The following is a 20,754-nucleotide window of genomic DNA, read 5'->3' on the forward strand; positions in this document are numbered from 1 at the left end:
CCCACATAAAAAAGGCCGCTGCAAACGCAGCGGCCAAAGTAAGACGTTGGATCAAGGAGCAACAAATCAACGTCAGTGAACAGGGGACGACGAGTCGAAAAAATACGCTTCAAATCATCTGGAATCTGTCGCCAACGGGGTGGGTCTATCATCCCCGTCGCTTCGTGCTTTACAGGCCGTTTGCCGTGAAAGCCCGGTAAGAATAAGGGCTTGAGCGCAAAGGAAAAATAGCGATTCCAGACATGCACTGTTGCAGTCTGAGCAACAGTCTTTGGCTGAACCCTGTAGCAGCCTTCGGCATCTGCCACATGCCCGATTCAACCCGCGTCCCATGCGTTGCGCTGATAACCCTCCATCCAGCCCATCCATACCCCGCGCAAACCCGCGTCCCATGCGGGCATTCATCCTTTGGAGGTACAGCGCGAATACCTCCTTGGTGCGCTTATCGCTCCCGGCGTGCGGCAGTAGGGTGGGGCCTTCTGTCACTCACCGGGGAAGACGCATGACAAAAACAACAATGCGCGCCATCTTCAAACCGCAAGCGCTGGCCGCTGCGGTGGCCTTGGGCTGCTGTGCCCAGGCGCAGGCTGTTTCATTCAACATCGGCGAAATCGAGGGACAGTTCGATTCCTCGTTGTCGGTCGGCGCGAGCTGGGGCATGCGCGATGCCGACAAGTCGCTGGTGGGCACCGTCAACGGCGGTACCGGCCAGTCTTCGACCGGTGATGACGGACGTCTGAACTTCAAGAAAGGCGAGACCTTCTCCAAGATCTTCAAAGGTATCCACGACCTCGAATTGAAGTACGGCGACACGGGTGTGTTCGTCCGTGGCAAGTACTGGTACGACTTCGAGTTGAAGGACGAAGACCGCGAGTTCAAGCAGATCAGCGACAGCGGTCGCAAAGAGGGCGCCAAGTCTTCGGGCGCGCAGATCCTTGATGCGTTCGTCTATCACAATTACTCCATTGCCGATCTGCCAGGCACCGTGCGAGCCGGTAAGCAGGTGGTCAGCTGGGGTGAAAGTACCTTCATTGGCAACTCGATCAACAGCATCAACCCGGTCGACGTTTCAGCGTTCCGTCGTCCTGGTGCTGAGATCAAGGAAGGACTGATTCCGGTGAACATGCTGTTCGCCTCCCAGGGCCTGACCGATCAGCTCACGGTGGAAGGCTTCTACCAACTGGAGTGGGATCAGACCGTTCTCGACAACTGCGGTACCTTCTTTGGCGTCGACGTGGCGGCGGACGGCTGCAACAACGGTTACACCGTCGGCAGCCCGGCGATTGCGCCGCTGGCGCCGCTCGCGGCAGCCTTTGGCCAACCTATCCAAGTCAGCCGTGAAGGTGTGATCGTGCCCCGTGGCGGCGACCGCGATGCCCGGGATTCAGGGCAGTGGGGCACAGCCTTGCGCTGGCTCGGTGACGACACCGAATACGGCCTCTACTTCATGAACTACCACAGCCGTACACCAACCGTCGGCACCAGCACCGCCGGGCTGTCGACACTGGCCAGCCTGCCGGGCATGGTCAGCACTGCCAACCGTCTGGCCCCGGGCAGCGGCTCGGGCCTGGCGCAAAGCGTGATGCTCGGGCGCGGCCAGTATTACCTCGAATACCCGGAAGATATTCGTCTGTACGGCGCGAGCTTCTCCACCACTTTGCCCACCGGCACTGCCTGGACCGGCGAAATCAGCTACCGGCCCAACGCTCCTGTGCAGGTCAACACCAACGACTTGACCCTAGCGTTGCTTAACCCGATCGCCGGCGGCGCCGCATCGCCTGTCGCGACACGGCCAGGGGCCGACAACACTGGTTATCGCCGCAAAGAAATCACCCAGGTCCAAAGCACCCTGACGCACTTCTTCGACCAAGTGCTGGGCGCCCAACGCCTGACCCTGGTCGGTGAAGCGGCGGTGGTACGAGTCGGTGGTCTGGAGTCGCGGAGCAAGCTGCGTTATGGCCGTGATTCGGTCTACGGCCAGTACGGTTTCGGCGGCGATACCGACGGCTTCGTCACCTCCACTTCCTGGGGCTACCGCGCCCGGGCGATCCTCGATTACGCCAACGTGATTGGCGGGATCAACCTCAAACCCAACCTGTCCTGGTCCCATGACGTCGCCGGTTACGGCCCCAACGGGCTGTTCAATGAAGGCGCCAAGGCAGTCAGCGTCGGTGTCGATGCCGATTACCGCAACACCTATACCGCGAGCCTCAGTTACACCGATTTCTTCGGCGGTGACTACAACGTCCTGGAAGACCGTGACTTCCTGGCGCTGAGCTTCGGTGTGAACTTCTGATCTGGCTGAGAAGGATGATTTAAATGCGCAAGATGATTCTGCAATGCGGCGCCCTGGCCCTGAGCCTGCTGGCCGCCAACGTGATGGCGGCGGTCTCGCCGGAAGAAGCCAACAAGCTCGGCACCACGCTCACGCCGCTGGGCGCCGAGAAGGCCGGCAACGCCGACGGGTCGATCCCGGCCTGGACCGGTGGCATCCCGAAAAACGCTGGCGCGGTCGACAGCAAAGGCTTCCTGGCTGACCCGTTCGCCAGTGAAAAACCGCTGTTCACCATCACCGCCGCAACGGTCGAAAAGTACAAGGACAAGCTTTCGGATGGCCAGGTGGCGATGTTCAAGCGCTACCCGGAAACCTACAGAATCCCGGTCTACCCGACCCATCGCACCGTGGGCCTGCCGCCGGAAATCTATGAGTCGGCCAAGCGCAGCGCGCTGAATGTGAACAGCATCAACGACGGTAACGGCCTGGCCAATTTCACCGGCAATCGCTATTACGCGTTCCCGATTCCGAAGAACGGCGTCGAGGTGCTGTGGAACCACATCACCCGTTATCACGGCGGCAACCTTCGACGCATCATCACCCAGGTGACCCCACAGACCAACGGCAGCTACACGCCGATTCGTTTTGAGGAAGAGATCGCCGTACCGCAATTGATGAAGGATCTGGACCCGGAAAAAGGCGCCAACGTACTGACCTTCTTCAAACAATCGGTAACTGCGCCGGCACGCTTGGCGGGTAACGTATTGTTGGTGCATGAAACCCTCGACCAGGTGAAAGAGCCGCGTCTGGCGTGGATCTACAACGCCGGTCAACGTCGAGTACGACGCGCACCGCAAGTGGCTTACGACGGGCCGGGCACCGCCGCCGATGGTCTGCGCACCTCGGATAACTTCGACATGTTCTCCGGAGCGCCGGATCGCTACGACTGGAAACTGATCGGCAAAAAGGAAATGTACATCCCCTACAACAGCTACAAACTCGACTCGCCGAGCCTCAAGTACGATGACGTGGTGAAAGCCGGGCACATCAACCAGGACCTGACCCGTTATGAGCTGCACCGGGTCTGGGAAGTGGCCGGCACGGTCAAGTCGAGCGAGCGGCACATCTACGCCAAGCGCCACATGTATCTTGACGAAGACAGCTGGCAAGTGGCGCTGGTGGATCACTATGACGGTCGTGGTCAACTGTGGCGAGTGGCCGAAGGTCACGCCCAGTATTACTACGATCACCAGACGCCGGCCTACACCCTGGAGGCCCTCTACGACATCATTGCCGGCCGATACATTGCCTTGGGAATGAAGAACGAAGAGAAGCACAGCTTTGAATTCGGCTTCAACGCCAAGGCTGCCGACTACACCCCGTCAGCCCTGCGCGCCGAGGGTGTTCGGTAAGGGTTTTGATATATTGGCATCACGAGAGGCGACCTGCGGGTCGCCTTTTTTATGGGCGCCAATCAGCGTCCTGAATACTTCTCAACAAGCGGGTTGGAGAGGGCTAGGGTGGCCGGACAATTATAAAAAGGCACGCCGCAATGACCGCCATGACTCCGTGTCTGGACCGTTCTGGATTCCTTCCCCGCCTGTCTTCTCATCACCTGTCGCGGACTCGTTTGAGCGAGCCGTTATTGGCTTCTACGGCCCGGGTGAAATTGCTCTGCGCACCCGCCGGCAGTGGCAAGAGCGCGCTGCTCACCGAATGCCTGTTGCAGGCGCCAACCCAGTGTCGGGTGCATTGGTTGCCAATGTCCGGCGTGGCGTCGAGCGCTGCAGATTTTCGTCATCGTCTGGCAGAGACGTTGGGGCTGGCCTCATCGGATGAAAACGGGTTGCTGGGCGATCTGGCGCGATTGCAAACGCCGACCTGGCTGTTTCTCGATGACTATTGCCGCCTGCCAAACCCGGAGCTGGACTCGCTGCTGGATCGCATGCTGGCGATCAGCAGTCCGATGCTGACGTGGTGGCTGGGCGCCCGTCGGCGGCCGCCCTGCAACTGGCCACGATTGCTGCTCGATGACGAGTTGTACGAGTGCGAAAACGCTTCGCTGGCGTTCACGTCAAGTGAGGTCGAGCAGATATTACAGCCCTGGGTACCTGAGCAGGCCAGCAAGGTGGCCAGTCGAATCGTCCAGCGCACCGGCGGCTGGTGTGCCGGTGTGCGGATTGCATTGCTGCAAAAGTGCGAATGGTCGCGTCAGGACAAACCCCTGGGACGGGCGGACACCTTGCTCGATTACCTGGAACACGAGTTGTTCAGCTCGCTGACGCCAGAGTTAAGCGAGGTCTGGCGCGTGTTGGCCCACTTGCCGCGCTTCAATGCCCGACTGTGCGATCACCTGTTTGGGGCCGGGGAGGGCGCTCAGTACTTGCGGACCTTGCAAACGCTGGGCTGTTTTATCGAGCTTTGGCGGGACTCCACCGACTGGCTGCAGATTTTCACCCCGTTCACCCAGTTGTTGCGTGATGAGCAATGGCCGGCTGGACGCTCCTGGCATCGGCGTGCCTGCCAATGGTTCTGTGCCGAACAGGACTGGAAGTCGGCCTTCGAACAGGCATTGCTCGCCGAGGAATACGAAGTGGCGGTCAGCCTGTTGCAGCATTTCAGTTTCGAGCATTTGTTCGAGGAGCAGACGGTGGTGCTGTTGTTGCGTTTGCATGAGCAGCAAGGCGAGGAACTGACGTTGGGCAGTCCGCAGCTGGTCGGGTTGGTGACCGCTGCTCTGCTGTTCGCCGGCCGCTTTGAACAAGCGACCCTGTGCATCGCTCATTTAGCGAATTTCACGCCTCAACCCTCGGCGCTGCTTCAGCGTCAATTGATTGCGCGCTGGCAGTCGCTGCAGGGTTGGTTACTCCATTTGCAAGGGCGAATGGAAACTTCGCGTGCGCACTTTCTTGACGCGTTGAGCGCGCTCGATCCCGAATGCTGGACGGCTCGCCTGATGTGTTTGTCCGGTCTGACGCAACAGGCATTGCTAAGGGGCGAACTTGACGTGGCCCAAGCTCATAACCGCGAGGCGCTGTGCCTGGCGCGGGCGCAAGGTTCGCTGGTGTTCGAAGGTTTGATGGAACTCGATCACGCGCAATTGCTGGAGCAACGGGGCGCAGCGGTGCGGGCCGAAAGTCTGCTTTGCGACATTGATGAATTGCTCCGCCAGCGTTCGGATCGACCTGCACCCTTGCTTGGGCGAATTGCGTTGCGTCGTGGGCGGTTGGCTCTGTGCCTGGGTGCAGACGAGCGCGCTGCCGAGTTCTTTCAGGCAGGCCTGGACGATTGCTTGCGCAACCACGACAAGCGCGTGTTGTATGGGTTTCTGGGTCAGGCCCAATTGGCTGCGAAGGAGGGGGATTACGCCCAGGCGTTTGTCCGGTTGCGCGACGCTGAGCGTCTGATGCAGCAACGGCATATTCCAGACACCGTCTACCGCGGCGTTCTGCTGCAAGTCAGCAGCCAGCTCTGGTTGCAACAAGGCCGCCCGGAACTGGCGCACGAGGCCCTGACCCGTGTGCTGCGCCACTATCGCGGGCCGAATGCCCGGCAGGCGCCGCCGGCGACCCTGGAGCTCATTGCGCGAATCGAATACTTGCTGGTCCTGGCCGATACCCAATTGCACTTGGCGATCGAACCTTTGGTGCAGCTTCACGGGGCACTGGTCGTTGCGCACGAACGCGGCATGTTGAACCTGGAAACAGAACTGCAGCTGATGATCGCTCAAGTGGCCTGGCTCACCGGCGATAGTGCGCGTGCGCAAAGTGCGCTGCAGCGGGGCCAGGAGTTGGCGGAGCGCGGTCATTTACAGTTTGCGCTGCGTGAATTGAGTTTGCGTCAGCCCGATTTGTACAGTTGTGTGGGGCTGGTCGATCCCGGGGAAAAGGCTGAGGCGGTGGTTGTGGATGGCCCTCTGAGTCGACGGGAACTTGAAGTACTCACCCTGATTGCGCAGGGAAATTCCAATCAACAGATTGCCGAGCAACTTTATATATCCGTTCATACGGTAAAAACCCATGCGCGTCGTATTCATGGGAAGTTAGGTGTTGAGCGTAGAACGCAGGCAGTGGCCAAGGCCAAATCATTGAAGCTCTGTTGAAGGGTTGGAAATTGTGGGGTGTATTAACCCGTCAAGTGCTGCTGGCGGGCTCAAACCCCATCCGCCAACTCACGGCCCGGGTCGCCGCCAGCAAACGCTGCGCCGCCGGGCCGTTTTCATCGGCGTGAAACAATGAGGTCGGGCCGACGATGGTCATCACCGCCGCCACCTGTCCGACCGCATTGAACACCGGCGCCGACAACGCATCCACGCCGGGCATCAGCAAGCCGTGAACATGGTGCAGGCCGCGTTCGCGGATCTGTTTGCATAAGCTCGCATAAACCTTTTCGTCCGCCAGCGGATGGGCATCGACGGCGATTTCCTGCTCGCGCAATTCATCTGTTTCGCGGTGGGGCAAATAGGCACTGAACACCAGCCCTGTCGACGAACTGAGCAACGGTAAAACCGAGCCTAATTGCGTGACCACTGTCACCGCGCGCACCGCCGGTTCGATGTGCACCACCGTCGCGCCCTGATTACCCCACACCGCTATAAAGCAGGTTTCGTTCAGCTCATCACGCAACTCGGCCAACGGCAGGGCGGCGACTTTCAGCACATCCATACTGTTCAAAGCAGCCAGACCGACTCGAAGCGCTTCACGGCCGAGGCCGTAATGGTTGGTGGCGGGGTTCTGCTCGGCAAAGCCGCTGGCGATCAGCGCCTGCAAATAGCGGTGAACCTTGCTCGCCGGCATCTGCACGTGTTCGGCCAGGCGCGACAGCGAGGTCGACGGCGACAGCTCGGCAAGCGCCTTGAGGATGTCGGTACCGACTTCGGCCGAGCGGACTTTCTGTTTACCGTTGCTTTCGCTGGTCATGAGGCGGTGTGATCCCGGGACGAATGGGCGTCTTTATAGCTTGACGGTCAATACCAATCAAATTACGTTATGCGTAATCGAATTACGACAAAAATAACCCAGGCGTGCCAAGCCCTCTTCAACAGAGTGACAGGCCATTGCCTACTCCCGTTCAGGAGGCTCCATGAACCTCGATTCAACGGCGCCAGCGCTGGCTTATCAGTCAGGTTTCGGCAACGAATTCAGCAGTGAAGCGTTGCCGGGTGCACTGCCCGTCGGCCAGAACTCCCCGCAAAAAGCCCCTTACGGCCTGTACACCGAACTGTTCTCCGGCACGGCCTTTACCATGGCTCGCAGCGAAGCACGACGGACCTGGATGTACCGCATTCAGCCGTCGGCCAACCACCCGGCATTCGTCAAACTGGATCGTCAACTGGCCGGTGGCCCATTGGGTGAAGTAACCCCCAATCGCCTGCGCTGGAATCCGTTGGACATTCCGACCGAACCGACCGATTTCATCGACGGGCTGGTGAGCATGGCAGCCAACTCGGGCGCGGAAAAACCGGCCGGGATCAGCATCTATAACTACAGCGCCAACCGTTCCATGGAGCGCGTGTTCTTCAACGCCGACGGCGAACTGTTGCTGGTGCCGGAACTTGGCCGCCTGCGCATCGCCACCGAACTGGGCGTGCTGGAGCTGGAACCACTGGAAATCGCCGTTCTGCCGCGCGGGCTGAAATTCCGCGTCGAACTGCTCGATCCGCAAGCCCGCGGCTACATCGCGGAAAACCATGGCGCCCCTCTGCGCCTGCCGGATCTGGGGCCGATCGGCAGCAACGGCTTGGCTAACCCGCGAGACTTCCTGACGCCGGTGGCCCATTACGAAAACCTCAAGCAACCGACCACCCTGGTGCAGAAATTCCTCGGTCAGTTGTGGGGTTGTGAGCTTGATCATTCGCCGCTGAACGTGGTCGCCTGGCACGGCAACAACGTGCCGTACAAATATGACCTGCGCCGTTTCAACACCATTGGCACGGTCAGTTTCGATCATCCGGATCCATCGATTTTCACCGTCCTGACCTCGCCAACCAGCGTGCACGGTCTGGCCAACCTCGACTTCGTGATCTTCCCGCCACGCTGGATGGTCGCCGAGAAAACCTTCCGTCCACCGTGGTTCCATCGCAACCTGATGAACGAATTCATGGGCCTGATCCAGGGCGAATACGATGCCAAGGCCGAAGGTTTCGTGCCTGGCGGCGCCTCGTTGCATAGCTGCATGAGCGCTCACGGCCCTGACGGCGAAACCTGCACCAAGGCGATCAACGCTGAACTGGCGCCGACTAAAATCGATAACACCATGGCCTTCATGTTCGAGACCAGCCAGGTGTTGCGCCCGAGCCGATTCGCCCTGGATTGCCCGCAACTGCAAAACAATTACGACGCCTGCTGGGCCACGCTGCCCGCCACTTTCGACCCGACCCGGAGATAACCCATGACTCAGACTTCCATCACTCGTAGCTGGGTTGCCTCTGCCAACGGCCACGCGGATTTTCCGCTGCAAAACCTGCCGTTGGGCGTGTTCAGCGTGAAGGGCTCCGCGCCGCGCAGTGGCGTGGCGATCGGCGATCAAATTTTTGATCTGGAAGCGGCACTGGATGCCGGCCTGTTCGATGGCATTGCGAAGAAAGCAGTCGAAGCCACCCGTGGCGGCCAGTTGAATGCGTTCTTCGAATTGGGCCGCGAGGCTCGTATCGCTTTGCGCGAACGTCTGCTGGAACTGTTTGCCGAAGGCAGCACCCTGCACGGCAAGATCGAGGCTCAAGGCGCGAAACTGCTGCCGCTGGCGGCGGATTGCGAAATGCACCTGCCGGCGAAGATCAACGACTACACCGACTTCTACGTCGGCATCGAGCACGCGCAGAATGTCGGCAAACTGTTCCGCCCGGACAACCCGTTGCTGCCGAACTACAAGTACGTGCCGATTGGTTACCACGGCCGTGCCTCGACTATTCGCCCGTCCGGCACTGACGTTCGCCGTCCGAAAGGCCAGACCCTGCCGGCCGGCCAGACCGAGCCGACGTTTGGTCCGTGCGCACGACTGGACTACGAATTGGAACTGGGTATCTGGATCGGTCAGGGCAATGAGATGGGCGATTCCATCGCCATCGGTGACGCCGCCAATCACATTGCCGGTTTCTGCCTGCTCAACGACTGGTCGGCGCGGGACATCCAGGCTTGGGAATACCAGCCGCTGGGGCCGTTCCTGTCCAAGAGTTTCATCACCAGTATTTCGCCATGGGTGGTGACGGCCGAAGCGTTGGAGCCGTTCCGCCGTGCGCAGCCTGCGCGCCCGGAAGGCGATCCGCAGCCGCTGCCGTACCTGTTCGACAAACGTGATCAGGCCGGCGGTGCCTTCGACATCGAACTCGAAGTGCTGCTGCTGACCGAATCGATGCGCGAGCAAAATCTGCCGGCCCATCGCCTGACCCTCAGCAACACCCAACACATGTACTGGACTGTTGCACAACTGGTTGCGCACCACAGCGTCAACGGCTGCCAGTTGCAGGCCGGTGATCTGTTCGGTTCGGGCACGTTGTCCGGTCCTGAAAACGGTCAATTCGGCAGCCTGCTGGAAATCACCGAGGGCGGTAAAAAGCCGATCGAACTGGCGTCGGGCGAGGTGCGTAAATTCCTTGAGGACGGCGACGAAATCATTCTGCGCGCGCGTTGCAGCCGCGAGGGTTTTGCTTCCATCGGTTTCGGTGAATGCCGTGGCAAAGTGTTGCCTGCGCGCTAAGAGGATCGAGTCATGGAACTCTATACCTACTACCGTTCGACCTCGTCTTACCGGGTGCGTATCGCGCTGGCGTTGAAGGGGCTGGATTACCAGGCGCTGCCGGTCAACCTGATCGCGCCGCAAGGTGGCGAACATCGGCAACCGACGTATCTGGGCATCAATCCGCAAGGCCGGGTGCCAGCCTTGCGCACCGATGAAGGCGAGTTGCTGATCCAGTCACCGGCGATCATTGAGTACCTGGAGGAACGTTATCCACAGGTGCCATTGCTGTCCAAAGACCTCGCCGCCCGCGCCCATGAGCGTGGCGTGGCGGCGGTGATCGGGTGCGATGTGCATCCGCTGCACAACGTCAGCGTGCTCAACAAGCTTCGGCAGTTGGGGCACGATGAGCCGCAGGTGGTGGAGTGGATTGGTCACTGGATCAGCCAAGGGTTGGCGACGGTGGAGCAAATGATCGGTGACACCGGTTACTGCTTTGGCGATCAACCGGGGCTGGCGGACGTCTATTTGATCCCGCAGCTGTATGCAGCCGAGCGCTTCAATATTTCGCTGGACGCCTACCCGCGAATTCGTCGGGTGGCGGCGCTGGCGGCGACACATCCATCCTTCTTCCTGGCCCATCCGGCGAACCAGCCCGATACCCCTTAATGGCTTCACACAGACCCAATGTGGGAGCGGGCTTGCTCGCGAAGAACGATAACGCGGTGCGTCAGAAATACCGCGGTGCCTTCTTCGCGAGCAAGCCCGCTCCCACATGAGATCAGTGAACCACTGAGTTGGGCGGCAAATGCCCGAGCCGTTCAGTCAGGCGAATCCGCTGGATCGGATCGTCACTGAGCAGCAGCGCATGCTCCAGGTCAAAGCGCTCGGCATTCGGGCAATCCAGTCGTTGATAGAGGCTGGCCCGGGCCAGATAGTCGGAGGCGCTGGCGTTGCCCAATTCCAGCACGCGCTCGGCGTCGATCAAGGCGTCGATGTAATCATCGTTGGTGAGGTACAGCTGGCGCAGGTTACGCGACAGCCGTTGCAGCATCTGCGCCGGTTCGGCGGTCAGCAAATGCTCGGCGCCAAGCTTCATGTTCGGGCCGTACTGACGTTGCAGCAGTTCGCGACAATCATTGGGGTACAGCCGTCGCCCACCGCACGGGTCGAGCAGATGATCGGAGCCTTGCACCCGCAGCAGGAAATGCCCGGGAAAGTTGACCCCGACCATGGGAATCTCCAGCCTTCTGGCCAGTTCCAGCGCAATCAGGCCCAGTGCCAACGGCTGGCCGCGCCGACGTTCCAGTACTTTATTGAGTAACGCCACTTGCGGGCGCAAGGGCGTGGAGTCGTCCTGGGCGAACCCCAGGTCATTCATTCGCCGCAACAACGGTTGCGCCAATTCACTCACCGGCAGCATCGGCAACCCATAGCTGACCCGTTGTTGCAGGTCCTTGAAGTCCGCCAGCACGGCCTCGGGATTCAGCTCCTTATCGTGTTCGACGGCCATCCACAGCGCCGCCTCGAACAGCGCGGGCGGTGATCGTTGCAGACAATCGAAAAAACGTTGGCGCGGGGTCATCAAAATCTCCGGGGAATGCCTCGTTTTAGCCCCGTCACAGGTTTTCGTCCAGTACTGCACACAGGCAGTAACAGGTTATGTCCGAAAGCGTTCAAAGCGACGCCGCTTATTCCGGTGCGCTTCTGCAATTTTTGTGCGCAAGCCTATACTGGCGACTACAAGAAGTGATTCGGGAGCCCTACGATGTTCGCTCTCATGCAAAGCACTCGCCTTGAATCGCTGCACCTGAGCGTCGATCCGGTCACCGGGTTGAAGGCGGTGATTGCCATCCACAACAGCCGTCTGGGACCTGCCCTGGGCGGGTGTCGTTACCTTGCTTACCCCAGCGATGAATCCGCGATCGAGGATGCCGTGCGCCTCGCCCAAGGCATGAGTTACAAGGCGGCCCTGGCCGGCCTGGCTCAGGGCGGTGGCGTTGCGGTGATTGTTCGCCCGGCCCATGTGGAAAACCGCGCCGCGCTATTTGAAGCCTTCGGGCGCTGCATTAACGAACTCGACGGTCGCTACATCACCGCCATCGACGCCGGCACCTCAGTGGCGGACATGGATTGCATCGCCCAACAGACGCAATTCGTCACCAGCACCACTGCCGCAGGCGACCCTGCACCACACGCCGCCATGGGCGTATTTGCCGGTATTCGCAGCACCGCGATGGCGAGATTGGGCAGCGATAATCTCGAAGGATTGCGCGTCGCCATTCAAGGCCTGGGCAACGTCGGTTATGCCTTGGCCGAACAGCTACACGCGGCCGGTGCCGAGTTGCTGGTCAGCGACATCGATCACGGCAAAGTGCAGCTGGCCATGGAGCAGTTGGGCGCTCATCCGATTGCCAACGATGCGCTGCTCAGCACACCGTGCGACATACTCGCGCCCTGCGGCCTGGGCGGTGTGCTTAACAGCAACAGTGTGTCGCAACTGCGCTGCTCGGCGGTCGCCGGTTCGGCAAACAACCAACTGATCCATCTGGAAATCGCCGATCAACTGGAACGCCGGGGCATTTTGTATGCGCCCGATTATGTGATCAATGCCGGCGGGCTGATCTACGTGTCGCTCAAACACCGCGGGGAAGAACTGACAACCATCACCGCGCACCTGTCGAAAATCAGTTCACGGCTGACCGAAGTCTTCGCCCATGCCCAAGCGGAGAAACGTTCCCCGGCCCGGGTGGCGGATGAGTTGGCGGAGAAAGTGTTGTACCGGTGACGCTGTACTGGTGAAAAGTTTGAAAGGAGTGAGAGCCTATCCGGCCATTGCTCCCCAAGCCCTGCGCCACAAACGCAGGGCCTGACAATTGCACGCCGACTCCGCGTGCCAGGAGCCCTGTGATGCTTCACAAGGTTGAGCTGCCTTACACCCGATTTCTATCCCCTGACGGCCAGTTACTCGGCAATCTTCCCACCTGGGCCGACGACTTCAATCTGCTGACGCGCCTGTATCGGCAGATGGTCCTGACCCGCCTTTTCGATCAGAAAGCTGTCGCCCTGCAACGCACCGGACGCATCGGCACCTACGCGCCGACCCTGGGCCAGGAAGCCATTGGCGTCGCGGTCGGCAGCCTGATGCACGCCGAAGACGTCCTGATCCCGTATTACCGCGACACCGCTGTGCAATTGATGCGCGGCGTGCGCATGGAAGAAATCCTCTTGTACTGGGGCGGCGATGAGCGTGGCAGCGACTTTGCCGAGCCGGCGGTCGCTGAGGATTTTCCGATCTGCGTGCCGATCGCCACCCAGGCCCTGCATGCCTGCGGCGTTGCCAGCGCCTTCAAAATCCGCGGCGAGCATCGGGTCGCGGTCACCACTTGCGGCGACGGCGGAACCAGCAAAGGTGATTTCCTCGAAGCCCTCAATGTTGCTGGCGCCTGGCAGTTGCCGGTGGTGTTTGTAATCAACAACAACCAATGGGCGATCTCGGTACCGCGACGAATCCAGTGTGGCGCCCCGACCCTGGCGCAGAAAGCCATTGGCGCCGGGTTCCACGGCGAGCAAGTCGACGGCAATGACATGCTCGCCGTTTACGACCGCGTGCAAGCAGCCCTCGAACGGGCGCGCCACGGTAAAGGCCCGGTGCTGCTCGAATGCCTGAGCTATCGCCTCGGCGATCACACCACGGCCGACGATGCCACGCGCTACCGGTCGGCGGACGAGGTCAAGCAGGCCTGGCTCGAAGAGCCGATCAAGCGGTTGCAACGCTTCATGGCCGGGCAGGGCGTGTGGGACGAAGGCCGTGAACAGGCGCTGATCAGCGAATGCCAAGGCTTGGTGCAGGGGGCTGTGGATAACTTCGAAGCGGCGGGCCTGCAGGCACCGGAATCGGTGATCGATCATGTCTACGCGCAGTGGCCACAAGCTTTGGCCGAGCAGCGTGAAGAGTTTCTCGAACGGGTGGCGCGCCGGACGGGAGGTTCGGGCCATGAGTAACGGTAAGGTGACGCTGCTGGAAGCGGTGAATCTGGCGTTGCATCGGGCCATGAGTGAAGACGAAAACGTTATCGTCCTCGGTGAAGATGTCGGGGTGAACGGTGGCGTGTTCCGCGCCACGCTGGGCCTGCGCGACAGCTTTGGTTTCAAGCGGGTGATCGACTCGCCGCTGGCCGAAACCATGCTCGGCGGACTGGTGGTGGGCATGGCGGCCCAAGGCCTGAAACCGGTGGTGGAAATCCAGTTCATGGGTTTCATCTACGCCACCATGGAGCACCTGGTGTCCCACGCCAGCCGCATGCGCAACCGCACGCGCGGGCGGATCACCTGCCCGATGGTGATGCGCACGCCGATGGGCGCAGGAATTCGCGCGCCGGAACATCACAGCGAAAGCACCGAAGCCCTGTTTGCGCATATTCCGGGGCTGCGGGTGGTGATCCCGTCCTCGCCGGCCCGGGCCTATGGCTTGCTGCTCGCGGCCATCGACGACCCGGATCCGGTGATATTTCTTGAACCAACCCGACTCTATCGAATGAACCCGCAACCGCTGCTGGATGACGGCAAGCGCCTGCCGCTGGACAGCTGTTTCACCCTGCGTGAAGGCAGCGACCTTACCTTGATCAGTTGGGGCGCCAGCGTGATGGAAACCCTGCAAGCCGCCACGCAACTGGCCGAGCAGGGCGTCTCGGCGGAAGTGATCGATGTCGCCAGTATCAAACCTCTGGACCTCGACACGATGCAAGCCTCGGTGCGCAAGACCGGTCGCTGCGTGATCGTGCATGAAGCGCCACGCTCCTGCGGGGTTGGCGCGGAAATCGCCGCCAGCCTCTACGAACGGGTATTTCTGGAGTTGCAGGCACCGATCCAGCGAGTCACCGCGCCCGACATCCCGCCGCCGCTGTATCGACTGGAATCGCTGTACATGCCCAGCGTCGAAGACATTCTTCACGCTTGCGACATTGTGCTGCAGCACGCCTGACAGAGGAGGTTGCGATGAAATATTTCAAACTGCCGGATCTGGGCGAAGGCTTGCAGGAGGCGGAAATTGTCCGCTGGCACGTCAGGGTCGGCGATACCGTCAAGGCCGACCAACTGCTGGTGTCGGTGGAAACCGCCAAGGCGCTGGTGGACATTCCCGCGCCCTACGACGGCGTGGTGGCGAAAACATTCGGTGGCGAGGGCGACATTCTTCATGTGGGTGAGCCTTTGCTCGGTTACGAAGGCGAAGCGGATGCGGGCACCGTGGTGGGACGGCTTGAGGGCGGCGGCACGAATCAGGAGGATGCCTTTTTTATCGGCGCTGCGCCTTCGACTCGTGAGCATCTGGCGAACCGTGCCACGCCGGCAGTGCGTCAACTGGCTCGGCAGCTCGGTGTTGAACTGAGCGCCTTGGTCGGCTCCGGCCAGGACGGCCAGATCACCCGCAGCGACGTAGAAAACTCGGCCCAGACAGAACGCGAACGCTTCGGCGGCGAGAAGCTGCGCGGTGTGCGACGCAGCATGGCGCTGAACATGGCCAGGTCCCATGCCGAAGTGGTGCCGGTGACGATTTTCGGTGATGCCGACCTGCATCGCTGGGGCCAGGCGCGAGAACCGCTGATTCGTCTGGCCAAGGCGATGGCGGCAGCCTGCACCGTGGAACCGGTACTCAACAGCGCCTTCGATGGCAAAACCCTGGCGCTCAAGCAACACGAACGACTCGATCTGGGCATTGCCGTGGATACGCCGGACGGTTTGTTCGTACCGGTGCTGCGCGATGTCGGTCAGCGCACGGCAGCGGATTTGAAAGAAGGTGTGATGCGTTTGCGGGCCGACGTGCAGGCGCGCTCGATCCCGCCTAAGGAAATGATGGGGGCGACCCTGACCCTGTCGAACTTCGGCACCTTGTTCGGCCGCTACGCCAACCCGGTGGTGGTGCCGCCGCAAGTGGCGATCCTCGCTGCCGGGGCGATCCGCGATGAACCGGTGGCGGTCGACGGAGCAGTGATGGTGCATCCAATCCTGCCGCTGTCCCTGACCTTCGATCATCGCGTGGTCACCGGTGGCGAGGCGGCGCGATTCTTCAAGGCGCTGGTCGAGGCGCTGGAACAACCCGAGGTTTAGATTTCCAGCAGGCATGAAAAAGGCCCTGAGCCATTTGACTCAGGGCCTATTCAATTCGGGCATTGCTTACTTTGGTGTCTTGGCGGCTTTGGCTGGCTTGGTCGGCTCAGCGTCCGCTACTTCAACAGGTGCAGCTGCTTCAACAGGTTCAGTGGCTTCGGCGGGTGCATTCAGCAGTTCGGACAGTGCGTCCGGCTGGCTCTTGAATGCCTTGGCGAATACATCACGGTTCTTCGCCATGTAGATCCCGGCTTCTTCCACTTGCTGTTCGGTCAGGGACGGAACGGCTTTTTGCAACACTTCAGCCAGCAATTCGGCCAGTTCGAGCATTTTGTCATGACGGTCAGCTTCGGCTTTATCCATGAACAAGCGCTCCAGATCTCGGCTGCTGCGGTATACCACTTCGACGGCCATTCACCACCTCACATGCCTTCACATTAGTTGTCTGTTTCGACAACTGTATTTATATACAGCGAAAAGGATAAGCGAATCCCTGCGCTTTGGGTAGTGGCTTTTTAATGTAGACCGTAATCGGCGTTTGTCAGGTGAACCGTGTCGCTCCATTCGCGGGCAAGCCCGCTCCCACAAGGATCACCGCTGAACCCTGTGGGAGCGGGCTTGCCCGCGATGGCGTCCGTCCAACCACCGCCAACGTGTCTCATATCACGCAGCCATCATCTCACCCAACAGCATCTGGCCTTTTTTCTGCATGCAGAACAACCGTCACGTCCAACCCGCATCATCCGCTCGAACCGAGCTAAGGAACCATCATCGTGAAAATCAACTGGGCCGAGAACCTGCGGCAAAACGTGCATCAATTGGCCGAGTCCCTGGGCAACCTGTTCGTCGAGACCTTCCACTACCTGGCACTGTTCGCCATCGGTGCGGTGACCGCGTGGGCGGCAGTGATGGAATTCCTCGGGATGCTCGAACAAGGGCACATCAAGATCGATGACATCTTGCTGCTGTTCATCTACCTGGAACTGGGGGCGATGGTCGGGATTTACTTCAAGACCAACCACATGCCGGTGCGCTTCCTGATTTACGTGGCGATCACTGCGCTGACGCGGCTGCTGATCTCCAACGTCTCGCATCACAATCCGCCAGACCTGGGGATCATCTACCTGTGCGGCGGGATTCTGTTGCTGGCGTTTGCGATTCTGGTGGTGCGTTACGCCTCGTCGCAATTTCCTTCGGTGAAGATCGAACACCCGCAACGCAAGATCGGTGCGGGTTCCGGTGAGCATCCGGAAGTGGAGAAGGGCGAGCTTTAAAGCCCCATTGAAGGTCGAGGCCGGGATTTGACCGAGGGCGGCGGCGGGTTGCGACTGTCGCCGTCGGTCATGGCTTCGAGGATGGCCACGGCGCTGTGGCCCTGTTCGATGGCGATGCCGAATTGGATGCTTTGCACCAGGCGTTTGAGGCGCTTGGGGTCATTGCGCTGTTCGGCGCTGATCATTCGCTTGGCCACCACGCGGCCGCTTTTAGAGAGGGTCAGCATGATGCTGCCGTCCAGCCCCTGAATGCTCAGGTTGACTTGATAATCCGGTGCAAAGGCATCGGTAATGAGTTGAAAGGGGTTGTCCATGATGCGTCACCGCCTGATTGAACGTGCAGTTGTTGACCGGCCATGATCGGGATTAGTTCGCAACACCAGACCATCGGCCATTCCATAGCCATATCGCCATCATCGCTTTTGTAGGAGCTGCCGCAGTCTGCGATCTTTTGATCTTAATGTTCGCTGAAGATCAAAAGATCGCAGCCTTCGGCAGCTCCTACAGTGATGTAGCAAGGGACATGCCGGAAAAATTGTCGAACAATGAACACGGCAAAAAAATGGCGGGCACTCTGGCCCGCCTTCTTTTTGCCTGCCCGTTTCAGGGCATGAACGAGTAGATGATCGCAGACAGTGCAATCAAACCGATCAACACCACGAACACGTTCGAGGCCTGATTCGAGTACTGGCGCAAGGCCGGCACGCGGCGGATGGCGTACATCGGCATCAGGAACAACAGGCACGCGATGATCGGCCCACCGAGGGTTTCGATCATGCCCAAGATGCTCGGGTTGAAGGTCGCGACGGCCCAGCAGCTGAGGATCATGAACAGCGCAGTGACGCGGTTCAGCCAACTGCTGGACATGACGCGACCACGGCCACGCAGGCTTTTCACGATCAGGCCCTGAAAGCCTTCGCTGGCGCCGATGTAATGGCCGAGGAAGGATTTGGTGATCGCCACCAGCGCAATCAACGGCGCGGCGTAAGCGATGACCGGCGTCTGGAAGTGGTTGGCCAGGTACGACAGGATCGAAATGTTCTGCGCCTTTGCAGCGGCCAAATCAGCCGGGGACAACGCCAGCACGCAGCTGAAGCAGAAGAACATCACCGTGACGACCATCATGACGTGAGCGATCGCGAGAATGCCGCTGCTCTTGCGTTCGGCTTGCTCGCCGTAACGCTGTTTCTGATCGACGGCGAAGGCGGAGATGATCGGCGAATGGTTGAACGAGAACACCATCACCGGGATCGCCAGCCACAAGGTCTTGAAGAACAGCGGCAGTGGCATGCCTTCGCTGGCAGTGGCGAAGAACGCGCCGTTCCAGTTCGGGATCAGGCTGACGCCGAGCAGCAGCAACGCTGCGACGAACGGGTAAACCAGCACGCTCATGCATTTGACGATGACGCTCTGACCGCAACGGACGATGGCCATCAAGCCGAGAATCAACCCCAGCGACAGGATCGCCCGAGGTGGCGGTGTCATGTGCAACTGGTGCTCCATGAGGCTGCTCAGGGTGTTGGTCAGCGCCACGCTGTACACCAGCAGAATCGGGAAAATCGCGAAGAAATACAGCAGCGTGATCAGCTTGCCGGCGCCGACGCCGAAGTGTTCTTCCACTACTTCAGTAATGTCCCCGGAACGGCCGGACAACACGAAGCGTGTCAGGCCACGGTGGGCGAAGAAGGTCATCGGGAAGGCCAGTACCGCCAGGAGCAGCAGCGGCCAGAAACCACCGACACCGGCATTGATCGGCAGGAACAACGTGCCGGCGCCAATCGCCGTGCCATAGAGGCCAAGCATCCAGGTGGTGTCGTGTTTACTCCAGCCTTTGTGGGTTATTTCGCTATTGCGTGTCAGGTCTACAGCGGGATTATCGGCAGCAGGTGTACGTACATCGCTCATCGTTTTTGCCTCGTTATTATTCTTGCTCGGGCTCACGTATTGCGGGCTGTCAGGAAATGTTCTTCAACATTCCACCCAGCTAACAGCCAGGCCGCCCCGTGAAGTTTCTTTGTATTTGTCGTGCATGTCGGCGCCGGTATCGCGCATGGTGCGGATTACCCGGTCCAGGGAAATGAAGTGTTTGCCGTCACCGCGCAGGGCCATTTGCGTGGCGTTGATTGCCTTCACCGCAGCGATTGCGTTGCGCTCGATGCACGGCACCTGCACCAGACCGCCAACGGGGTCGCAGGTCAGGCCGAGGTTGTGTTCCAGGCCGATTTCGGCGGCGTTTTCCAGTTGCTCGGGAGTCGCTCCGAGTATGTCGGCCAGGCCGGCGGCGGCCATGGCGCAGGCGGAACCGACTTCACCCTGGCAGCCGACTTCGGCGCCGGAGATCGAGGCGTTTTTCTTGCAGAGAATGCCTACGGCCGCAGCGCCCAAAAAGAACGCCACGACATCATCGTCCGACGCGTCCGGGTTGAATTTCATGTAGTAGTGCAGCACGGCGGGAATGATCCCCGCCGCCCCGTTTGTAGGCGCGGTCACCATGCGTCCGCCGGCCGCGTTTTCTTCGTTCACGGCGAGGGCGAACAGGTTGACCCACTCCATGGCTGACAGGGTGGAGCTGATGACATTCGGTTTGCCAATTTCCAACAGACTGCGGTGCAATTTCGCAGCGCGACGCGGAACATTCAAACCGCCAGGCAGGATGCCTTCGTGACGCAAACCTTGCTCGACGCACTCGCGCATCACCGACCAGATATGCAGCAAGCCCTGGCGGATTTCGGCGTCGCTGCGCCAGGCCCGTTCGTTGGCCATCATCAGCTCGGAAACCCGCAGACCGTGCTGGTTGCAGAGCTTGAGCAATTCGGCGGCGCTGGAAAAGTCGTAGGGCAGCACTACATCGCTGGTCGGCGCAATGCCGGACTCGGCTTCGGCTGCTTCGATGATGAAACCACCGCCCACCGAGTAGTACGTTTGCTCGAACAGTTCACCGGTTTCGCCAAAGGCTGTCAGAGACATGGCGTTGGGGTGGTAGGGCAGGCTCTCGTCGAGCAGCAGCAGATCGCGCTGCCAGTTGAAGGCAATGGTCGATTTACCGGCCAGACTCAGTTCGCCGGTTTCATGCAAAGTTTGGATTCGGCTGTCGATGGAGTTCGGCTCAATGCTGTCTGGCCATTCGCCCATCAGGCCCATGACGCAGGCACGGTCGGTTGCATGGCCGACGCCAGTGGCCGAAAGGGAGCCGTAGAGACGGATTTCTACCCGCCGTACGTCGGCCAGTAAATCCTGGTCAATCAGTGCTTGGGCGAAGGTCGCGGCGGCGCGCATCGGGCCGACGGTGTGGGAACTGGACGGACCGATGCCGACTTTGAAGAGATCGAAAACACTGATAGCCATGCTAAAGCCTATACAAGCAATGGAAGAGAAATCGCTGCCATTTCTGTAGGACAAGCGCAATGTCGGCGATACTGCCAA

Annotated in this window: 17 protein-coding genes and 1 pseudogene; 12 read left to right on the forward strand and 6 right to left on the reverse strand. The window is 60.2% G+C overall.

Going from position 1 to position 20,754, the window contains the following annotated elements:
- Positions 1-502 precede the first annotated feature (502 nt).
- The 3 genes from AB3226_RS19335 (at position 503) to AB3226_RS19345 (ending at position 6,377) form a co-directional block, all read left to right on the forward strand.
- The gene (locus AB3226_RS19335; protein ID WP_367374214.1) at positions 503-2,296 is read left to right on the forward strand and encodes a DUF1302 domain-containing protein; all 1,794 of its coding nucleotides are present in this window, start codon (positions 503-505) and stop codon (positions 2,294-2,296) included.
- A 23-nt stretch (positions 2,297-2,319) separates the two neighbouring features.
- Positions 2,320-3,687 (forward strand): DUF1329 domain-containing protein, encoded by a 1,368-nt coding sequence (locus AB3226_RS19340; protein ID WP_367374215.1) that lies wholly within the window; start codon positions 2,320-2,322, stop codon positions 3,685-3,687.
- Between the two features lie 140 nt (positions 3,688-3,827).
- Positions 3,828-6,377: a LuxR C-terminal-related transcriptional regulator gene (locus AB3226_RS19345; RefSeq protein ID WP_367374216.1), complete on the forward strand. Its 2,550-nt coding sequence runs from the start codon at positions 3,828-3,830 to the stop codon at positions 6,375-6,377.
- Between the two features lie 31 nt (positions 6,378-6,408).
- Here the strand turns inward: AB3226_RS19345 and AB3226_RS19350 are convergent, their stop codons facing one another.
- Entirely contained in the window at positions 6,409-7,194 is a 786-nt protein-coding gene (locus AB3226_RS19350; RefSeq protein ID WP_367374217.1) for an IclR family transcriptional regulator, read from the reverse strand.
- 163 nt (positions 7,195-7,357) lie between these two features.
- On the opposite strand from AB3226_RS19350, the gene hmgA reads away from it, so the two are divergent.
- The 3 genes from hmgA to maiA are packed head-to-tail and all read left to right on the forward strand — an operon-like array spanning position 7,358 to position 10,618.
- The gene (hmgA, locus tag AB3226_RS19355; RefSeq protein WP_367374218.1) at positions 7,358-8,662 is read left to right on the forward strand and encodes a homogentisate 1,2-dioxygenase; all 1,305 of its coding nucleotides are present in this window, start codon (positions 7,358-7,360) and stop codon (positions 8,660-8,662) included.
- A 3-nt stretch (positions 8,663-8,665) separates the two neighbouring features.
- Entirely contained in the window at positions 8,666-9,970 is a 1,305-nt protein-coding gene (gene fahA / locus AB3226_RS19360; RefSeq protein ID WP_367374219.1) for a fumarylacetoacetase, read from the forward strand.
- Positions 9,971-9,982: 12 nt separating this feature from the next.
- Positions 9,983-10,618 (forward strand): maleylacetoacetate isomerase, encoded by a 636-nt coding sequence (gene maiA / locus AB3226_RS19365; protein ID WP_367374220.1) that lies wholly within the window; start codon positions 9,983-9,985, stop codon positions 10,616-10,618.
- A gap of 112 nt (positions 10,619-10,730) precedes the next feature.
- Here the strand turns inward: maiA and AB3226_RS19370 are convergent, their stop codons facing one another.
- Positions 10,731-11,534, reverse strand: coding sequence for a SirB1 family protein (locus AB3226_RS19370; protein ID WP_367374221.1), 804 nt, complete (start codon positions 11,532-11,534; stop codon positions 10,731-10,733).
- 183 nt (positions 11,535-11,717) lie between these two features.
- Between AB3226_RS19370 and AB3226_RS19375 the strand changes: the two genes are divergently transcribed.
- From AB3226_RS19375 to AB3226_RS19390, 4 genes are all read left to right on the forward strand, one after another.
- A complete protein-coding gene (locus tag AB3226_RS19375; protein WP_367374222.1) occupies positions 11,718-12,737 on the forward strand; it encodes a Glu/Leu/Phe/Val dehydrogenase dimerization domain-containing protein in 1,020 nt (339 codons plus the stop codon).
- A gap of 122 nt (positions 12,738-12,859) precedes the next feature.
- On the forward strand, positions 12,860-13,954 hold the full coding sequence (gene pdhA / locus AB3226_RS19380) for a pyruvate dehydrogenase (acetyl-transferring) E1 component subunit alpha (RefSeq protein WP_367374223.1): 1,095 nt from the start codon (positions 12,860-12,862) through the stop codon (positions 13,952-13,954).
- Entirely contained in the window at positions 13,947-14,933 is a 987-nt protein-coding gene (locus AB3226_RS19385; RefSeq protein WP_367374224.1) for an alpha-ketoacid dehydrogenase subunit beta, read from the forward strand. The genes pdhA and AB3226_RS19385 overlap by 8 nt, the downstream gene beginning before the upstream one ends.
- 14 nt (positions 14,934-14,947) lie before the next feature.
- On the forward strand, positions 14,948-16,057 hold the full coding sequence (locus tag AB3226_RS19390) for a dihydrolipoamide acetyltransferase family protein (RefSeq protein ID WP_367374225.1): 1,110 nt from the start codon (positions 14,948-14,950) through the stop codon (positions 16,055-16,057).
- A 174-nt stretch (positions 16,058-16,231) separates the two neighbouring features.
- On the opposite strand, the pseudogene AB3226_RS19395 reads toward AB3226_RS19390, so the two are convergent.
- Positions 16,232-16,471 (reverse strand): annotated as a pseudogene (locus AB3226_RS19395) (YebG family protein); the annotation flags it as partial.
- 359 nt (positions 16,472-16,830) lie between these two features.
- Between AB3226_RS19395 and AB3226_RS19400 the strand changes: the two are divergent.
- Complete coding sequence (locus AB3226_RS19400; RefSeq protein ID WP_367374226.1) at positions 16,831-17,331, forward strand: phosphate-starvation-inducible protein PsiE; 501 nt, start codon at positions 16,831-16,833, stop codon at positions 17,329-17,331.
- Here the strand turns inward: AB3226_RS19400 and AB3226_RS19405 are convergent.
- Positions 17,328-17,645, reverse strand: coding sequence for a DUF3509 domain-containing protein (locus AB3226_RS19405; protein WP_367374227.1), 318 nt, complete (start codon positions 17,643-17,645; stop codon positions 17,328-17,330). The genes AB3226_RS19400 and AB3226_RS19405 overlap by 4 nt on opposite strands.
- Positions 17,646-17,791: 146 nt before the next feature.
- On the opposite strand from AB3226_RS19405, the gene AB3226_RS19410 reads away from it, so the two are divergent.
- On the forward strand, positions 17,792-17,953 hold the full coding sequence (locus AB3226_RS19410; protein ID WP_367374228.1) for a hypothetical protein: 162 nt from the start codon (positions 17,792-17,794) through the stop codon (positions 17,951-17,953).
- On the opposite strand, the gene AB3226_RS19415 is transcribed toward AB3226_RS19410, so the two are convergent.
- Both AB3226_RS19415 and AB3226_RS19420 read right to left on the reverse strand, forming a co-directional pair.
- Positions 17,935-19,236 carry a serine/threonine transporter gene (locus AB3226_RS19415; protein WP_367374229.1) on the reverse strand — a complete coding sequence of 434 codons (1,302 nt, stop codon included), beginning with the start codon at positions 19,234-19,236 and terminating at the stop codon, positions 17,935-17,937. The two genes, AB3226_RS19410 and AB3226_RS19415, sit on opposite strands and share 19 nt — an antisense overlap.
- A 63-nt stretch (positions 19,237-19,299) precedes the next feature.
- Positions 19,300-20,676 carry an L-serine ammonia-lyase gene (locus AB3226_RS19420; protein ID WP_367374230.1) on the reverse strand — a complete coding sequence of 459 codons (1,377 nt, stop codon included), beginning with the start codon at positions 20,674-20,676 and terminating at the stop codon, positions 19,300-19,302.
- Positions 20,677-20,754: the final 78 nt, after the last annotated feature.

Source organism: Pseudomonas lini (genome assembly GCF_964063345.1).
Classification (GTDB): domain Bacteria; phylum Pseudomonadota; class Gammaproteobacteria; order Pseudomonadales; family Pseudomonadaceae; genus Aquipseudomonas; species Aquipseudomonas lini_B.